The following is a 6,334-nucleotide window of genomic DNA, read 5'->3' on the forward strand; positions in this document are numbered from 1 at the left end:
AGGGGGCTGTTGTTAAGCCGGCGCTCCGCCGGTTTCGCTGCCAAGTTTCCTGATTGCTTCCACAACCTCAGGATTTTCAAGTGATGATAAATCACCTGCATCTTTGTTAAGGTATGCTGCTTTTATAGCCCGGCGCATCACTTTTGCGTTCCGGGTCTTCGGCAGGTCATCCACAAAGTGAATTTCTTTCGGCTTCAGTGCTTTCCCGAGCTTCGTTGCAACAAGAGCGATCAGCTCCTGTTTGATTTCCTCTGATGGTGCATATCCATCATTCAAAACAGCAAAGCAAACCGCCGCTTCACCTTTCACATCATCAGGAATGCCAATCGTACCCGCTTCGATGACACCATCATGGTCAACAAGAATGGACTCCATTTCGGCAGGTCCGAGCCGTTTGCCGGCGACATTCAGGATGTCATCCGAGCGGCCGGTGATCGTCCAAAATCCGTCATCATCCTTAATCACCCAATCTCCGTGCACCCACGTATCTTTCCAGCGGCTCCAGTACGCATCTTCATACCGTTCCGGCTCTTTCCAGAAACCTCTTGTCATACCGACCCACGGTTTTTTAATAACCAGCTCACCGACCTCATTCAATACGCTCTCCCCATTCTCGTTATAGACGTGAACATCCATGCCCGGGAGCGGTGAATTGAATGTGATCGGGGCAATTGGCTTCAATAAAACATTTCCGAGAATGCCACCTGATATTTCCGTTCCGCCGGAATAGTTGAAGATCGGCACCTTTTTCTTGCATACCGATTCAAACAGCCACATCCACGGCTCCGGGTTCCATGGTTCACCAGTTGAGCCGATGACCCGCAGCGTGGAAATGTCATGGCGTTCCACCCAGTCCTCGCCGTGTTTCATCAACGAGCGGATAAGGGTAGGGGATATGCCTAAATGTGTAACCCGGTGTTTTTCAACAAGTTCCCATAACCGGTCTGGCTTCGGATAATCAGGGGTTCCTTCAAACATGACGATCGAAGCACCGTTCAGCAAGCCACCGAATACGAGGAAAGGACCCATCATCCAGCCCATGTCAGTATACCAGAATAAAGTGTCACCCTGTTTGACGTCCATTCCGAAACCGGCATCGAATGCTGACTTGAACGGGAAGCCGGAATGAGTATGAACAGCTCCTTTAGGTTTTCCGGTTGTTCCGGATGTATAGATCAGCATCATCGGATCCTGGCTTTCCATCTTTTCGGTTATGACAGGGCTTTCATTCTTGCGGTCGATAAGATCATCCCAGTACAAATCGAGATTCTCATTCCACTTCGTCATCGTTCCAAGCCGTTTGACGACGACAACCTTCTCAATAGAAGGAGATAATGCTGCTGCCCGGTCAGCCTCGTCTTTCATGGCGATTTCCTTGCCGCGGCGCATGAAGCCGTCAGCTGTGATCAGCATTTTTGCTTCAGATGCATTTATCCTGGCAGCAACAGCCTCTGCGCCGTATCCAGAAAAAGCAGGAGAGAAGATTGCCCCTATTTTTGCCGATGCCAGCATCGCAATGACCGTCTCAGGAATCATCGGCATATAAATCGCAATGACATCACCTTTGCGAATACCTGACGCTTTAAGACCGCCTGCCGCCTTTGTTACCGCTTCATCCAGCTGTTTATAGGTGTACGTGACGGTTTCTCCGCTGTCGCTTTCCCAGATAAGCGCGGTTTTGTTATCATATTCGGGCGATTTCGCCCATTTTTCAACAGCATTATGTGTGACGTTCAGTTTACCTCCGACATACCATTCGGGCCATTTCATTCCTTTTGGTGTTTCAAGTGTCTGACGGTAAGACTGGAACCATTGGATTCCAAGCGCTTTTTCCGCTTCCGTCCAGAACCATTCGACATCTTCCATAGACTTTTTCAGAAATTCATCGTAATCCGAGAAGCCTAACGCTTTCACCCATTGGTACATACGCGACGACTTAACTGTGTCTTCATCTGGAAACCAAACTGGATCAATTGACAATCGAATCCCCCCAAAGCTATAGTAATAAAGTATTAGAACATTCTGAAAAATGCCGCTATCCTTATTGTATAATAAATGAAGCTTCTTTTAAAAAATTTAGGCTCTTCTAAAGTTTGTTATTGATTTTTGCTTAAATCGAACAAATGTTCCAAAGTGGTGCATAAGACATTCTCGTTGGAAAGTTTATGCCCGATGGCTTTGTCTAATTGCTCTTTTGTTAATCGTCCCATTCCTAACGTCTGTGAATAGGTCAGGATATTTGGCGTACCTTTAAAACCTATGCCGCTGAAAAGGATATTTCCATTGACCAGTTTAAATCTGACGGTAAAATTCGCACCAAGGGTCTATATCACATCCAGAACATCAACAACTAGCACCGAAGACTGAAAGGTTGGATACAGCGCTTTAACGGTGTGGCGACCAAGTATCTGAAAAATTATCTGCGTGGTTTCAAGTGTTAGAGAGCATCCATCACCAGCGAAATGAAGTCACAATGAACGAAATGATCTAAGTTTAATGTATAAAGGCTATTTCTTTATTCAACGGAGCAGAAGAGTTGAAGAAAGCTAAGCCGAATTGGGAATTAGAGGTGATATTTATTTGTACGAAGTAGAATTGAAAAATCTTATTAAAAATAAAAGTGTCCATAAATTATCTGGAACCTCTGAAGAGAAAGTAAGAGAGATTGAAAACACATTAAATACGAATTTACCTGATAGTTATAAGTGGCTATTGAAGAATTATAGCTCAGTTAGCTTTGAAGGATTAGATATTGATGGTATTGGCTTGGACGATGTTCATATAAGTTTAGACAACACACTGGATTGGAAAGAGTACGATATTCCAGATGGTTATGTTGTAATATTTAAACCTGGCGCAGATTGGATTTATTGTTTGGATACAAAGCAAATGGAAAATGGAGAATGCCCAGTTGTTGCTTGGTATCAGGGTGAACATAAAGGCGAACAAGAAGCTGAAAATTTATATGATTTTATAAAAGATCAATTGGAATTAACTGAATAAGCTTCTTCAATAAACGGGGGCGTTAGTTCGATAAGACAATAAAATCAAACAGAACTTCCAATTTTATGGAAGTTCTGTTTTTTTCTTTAAATATCAATATTAAACTTTAACAGACATCCATGCAAAATTTTTTGGCACATAAATGAATGAAAACAACCAAAATTTAAATTGAAAACCTGCTTTTCATTGGAAAAACAAAGCTGGTGAAGGATAAGACCTTTTGATATCGAACAACTTGTAAGTGGATATTTTGCGTTGGGAGGGATAAAAATTGACTCAAAAATTGGCGGTTGCAATTATGCACGGAATCGGCAGCCAGCGTGAAAATTATGCTGATGCTTTCATTACTGCTATTAGGGACGCCTTTAAAAGAAAGGCGGAGCCGTATATTGAAGATCCGGAAGAGGCAATCGTGATTGAACCGGTTTACTGGGCTGATGTTTTTGAGGAAGATGAAGACCGCTTATATAGGAACTTAGTTGAAGCAAACGACCTCCATTATAAGGATTTGCGTCGTTTCGTCATTCATTTCCTGGCAGATGCAATTGCGTATCAGCCGGTAGAAACAATTGAGCATAACTATGAACGGGTTCATGAAAAAGTGGGGGGTACCCTTACAAGTCTTGCAGAAAAAGCAGGCCCAAGAGCACCGTTATGCATGATTTCCCACAGTCTAGGCAGCGTTATTGCAGCAAATTTCCTGTATGATCTCCAGTACCGGCGGGAAAGATGCAGCTTTTTAAGAGAAGATGCGGTTCCGATTGAAAAAGGGGATACGCTGATGCTTTTCTTCACGATGGGCTCACCGCTGCCGCTTTGGAGCTTAAGATATAATGACTTTGCCCGGCCCATCCGCATTCCATCACCTGTATTGAGGGATTTTTATGAGCGCGCAGAAGGACAATGGCTCAACTTCTATGACAGGGATGATATCCTTGGCTATCCGCTTAAGACTTTAAATGAAGAGTTCTCCAAATCTGTTACGGAAGACTTTGAAATCAATGCCGGTAACCTGCTGCGAAATTGGAACCCTGCATCTCATTACGGTTATTTGAAAGATAAGGATGTTATAGAACCGATAGCAGATCAGTTGATCCGTGCCTGGCAGCAAGTAAATAATTATGTCTGAGAAACGTTAACAGAATAAAACATACTGATCTCTGAAAGACAAGAAAGACCCCGTAATTTAACATAATAATGTTATGTAAACTAATTCAAGAAATATAGTGCAGTCACTGGTGAGTGATGTGGAGTAAGAAGCAATAACAGCAAATCAGCCTGGGAGAAAACATTATTAAGTAAACCTTAAAAATGTTTTTGATAAGGACCAAATAAAGCAGCGTCGACATAAACACACTATAGAAAGTTAAATTAATCAGAATAAATGAATCAACAAACCGGAATTTTTGATAGCCAAATAATTATGAGATTCAGCAATTAGTTAAGTTAAACTGAATGCCAGTCTGATGATAAAATTCGGATTGAGATGTTAAAATGCATAGCAGCAGAACATTAAATAGATGCTGGCCGGATCATAAATTTTAATTTTGTCTCACTATCAAAAGTATACTTAGTTTTTGATACGTAATTCCTGATTTAATTATAACTTCCGATAATATATATTATGTTAACCCCATATAAATTTTTACAGAACGGCAAGTATCACCTTTACTTCCTATTCTCAACCATATCCGGCATCAGTCTCCTCTTATGTTCCTCATAGTCATTGGATACGACATTATAACTTTCGGTTGCATTCAATAACTTCTTGGTTTTTGATAAAAATTACAGTTGCGTCCTAATAATTAATTCATTTGGAGATCAGTTAACGCAATCGTATTCAGGCAATTTCAGTGCAATAAAACGTCCCTTGCTCTTAGGTAGACTCATTAGTAGGATTAATAATCATTATTTACATAAAAAAACTGACTCAAAGTCTTTGAGCCAGTTACCGAAACAAAAAATGTAAAAAAATTACATTTAAAGATAAATTGTCAGGTCATTTGCTGCTCATTTACCTATAATATTATGCATTATCTAAAGCAGTCAGCAAATTCAATTCACCTAAAAACGAGGATAGTTCTTCAGTTGACTTTAATTTAAAAGAATACCCATAAGGAATTGGCGTTGTTCCGTTGTTAATTCGTTTAGGATAGTTCTTTAAAGCTGTACTATGAGTTAATCCCTTAGCAAAATTATCTAACAATAAAGAGTTCACTACAGTCTCTGGGTTTAATGCAAGAGTTATTTCCTTATTAGGCAATAAATACACTAATTCCTTGGTTTGAAAATTTTCAAATTCTATCGCTTTCGGCGTTTCACTTTTCACTGTAAAATTATGTGATTTAAAGAGTTGCACCAATTCTTCCACTATTTCATCTCCTCCAAATCCGTCTATTTCATCAATTTTTAAAAGTGAGTCTTCTATTGCTCTCCATCTAAAATTTCGGTAACACTAACATTATCAAACTCGAAGTCACGTACTTTTTCTTGTACATCTAATACCCTGTTTTTTTGTTCTTCATTTAATTCACCACTAGCTAATGCCTCGTCTATATATTTTAAAACAAGCGACTTCTCTAAATATAGATTGTTTGTCACCAGATTTACGTATGCAGCCCCGACTTGGTTTTTATCTGTCAGTTCAACGTAAGTTTTTAATGTACTAACCCAGGACTTATAAAGGCCTAATCTTGCACCCTTGAATCCTTTCGCGATCTCTAATGCTTTTTGGCTTTGTTCTAAAGCGGCAGCCGGATCATCTAAAACAGTCAGAGTAGAGAGACTTAAATATGACCACCCTGCAGGTTCTTTTTGGTATTTCACTACCTGTTCCCGGGCCTGTTTTGCATCTTCAAATTTCCCTTGGGAAGCATAAGTGTTACCTAACCTCTGCCAAGCCAGTGGATCATTGGGCTTTAACTTCAACGCCTTTTTATTTTCACTTACAGATTTATCATATTCGTTATTGTGGTAATAATATAAAGCTAGTCTTAAACGGGCTTCCGCATCTTCTTCATTATCCTTTGTATACTTTTCCAATCTTGAAATCTTTTCTTCCATACTCTCTGATTTTTTGCTGCTGGGGTTTTCCCTGGCAAAAATATTAAGCGATATTAAAGCGATAACAATAACGAATGAAAGACCAAGCAGTGATATTATCCACTTACGTGACGTACCCAATTTACCTTCTCCCTTTTTATTTTATTGTAACCGTCAAGTAGTTTTGAACAGTTTTTGCTCATTAAGTTTGAACACTTTCTGCTTCAAAAATTGTTCTCCGGTTTTTAATTCTGTAACTCTCTCCGTTTAAATGGATTACTTCTACTTT

General features: G+C 40.0%; 5 protein-coding genes and 1 pseudogene. 3 read left to right on the forward strand and 3 right to left on the reverse strand.

Annotation, left to right across the window (positions count from 1 at the left end):
* Nucleotides 1-12 precede the first annotated feature (12 nt).
* A complete protein-coding gene (locus A4U59_RS16495) occupies nucleotides 13-1,926 on the reverse strand; it encodes an AMP-binding protein (RefSeq protein ID WP_066174833.1) in 1,914 nt (637 codons plus the stop codon).
* Between the two features lie 308 nt (nucleotides 1,927-2,234).
* Here A4U59_RS16495 and A4U59_RS20985 point away from each other — a divergent pair.
* The 3 genes and pseudogenes from A4U59_RS20985 to A4U59_RS16505 all read left to right on the forward strand — a co-directional run.
* Nucleotides 2,235-2,488 (forward strand): annotated as a pseudogene (locus A4U59_RS20985) (IS1595 family transposase); the annotation flags it as partial.
* Between the two features lie 92 nt (nucleotides 2,489-2,580).
* On the forward strand, nucleotides 2,581-3,003 hold the full coding sequence (locus A4U59_RS16500) for an SMI1/KNR4 family protein (RefSeq protein ID WP_066174811.1): 423 nt from the start codon (nucleotides 2,581-2,583) through the stop codon (nucleotides 3,001-3,003).
* A gap of 271 nt (nucleotides 3,004-3,274) precedes the next feature.
* Nucleotides 3,275-4,132 (forward strand): chemotaxis protein, encoded by an 858-nt coding sequence (locus A4U59_RS16505; RefSeq protein ID WP_066174814.1) that lies wholly within the window; start codon nucleotides 3,275-3,277, stop codon nucleotides 4,130-4,132.
* Between the two features lie 897 nt (nucleotides 4,133-5,029).
* On the opposite strand, the gene A4U59_RS16510 is transcribed toward A4U59_RS16505, so the two are convergent.
* Together A4U59_RS16510 and A4U59_RS16515 are read right to left on the reverse strand one after the other, a co-directional pair.
* A complete protein-coding gene (locus A4U59_RS16510; RefSeq protein WP_066174816.1) occupies nucleotides 5,030-5,374 on the reverse strand; it encodes a hypothetical protein in 345 nt (114 codons plus the stop codon).
* A 53-nt stretch (nucleotides 5,375-5,427) separates the two neighbouring features.
* Nucleotides 5,428-6,186: a tetratricopeptide repeat protein gene (locus A4U59_RS16515; protein ID WP_066174817.1), complete on the reverse strand. Its 759-nt coding sequence runs from the start codon at nucleotides 6,184-6,186 to the stop codon at nucleotides 5,428-5,430.
* Between the last annotated feature and the right edge of the window lie 148 nt (nucleotides 6,187-6,334).

This window comes from Bacillus marinisedimentorum (genome assembly GCF_001644195.2).
GTDB lineage: Bacteria > Bacillota > Bacilli > Bacillales > Bacillaceae_O > Bacillus_BL > Bacillus_BL marinisedimentorum.

Excerpts from the sequence above, each read along its gene's own strand:
- A4U59_RS16495 (WP_066174833.1), bottom strand. The coding sequence starts at position 1,926 with ATGTACCAATGGGTGAAAGCGTTAGGCTTCTCGGATTACGATGAATTT.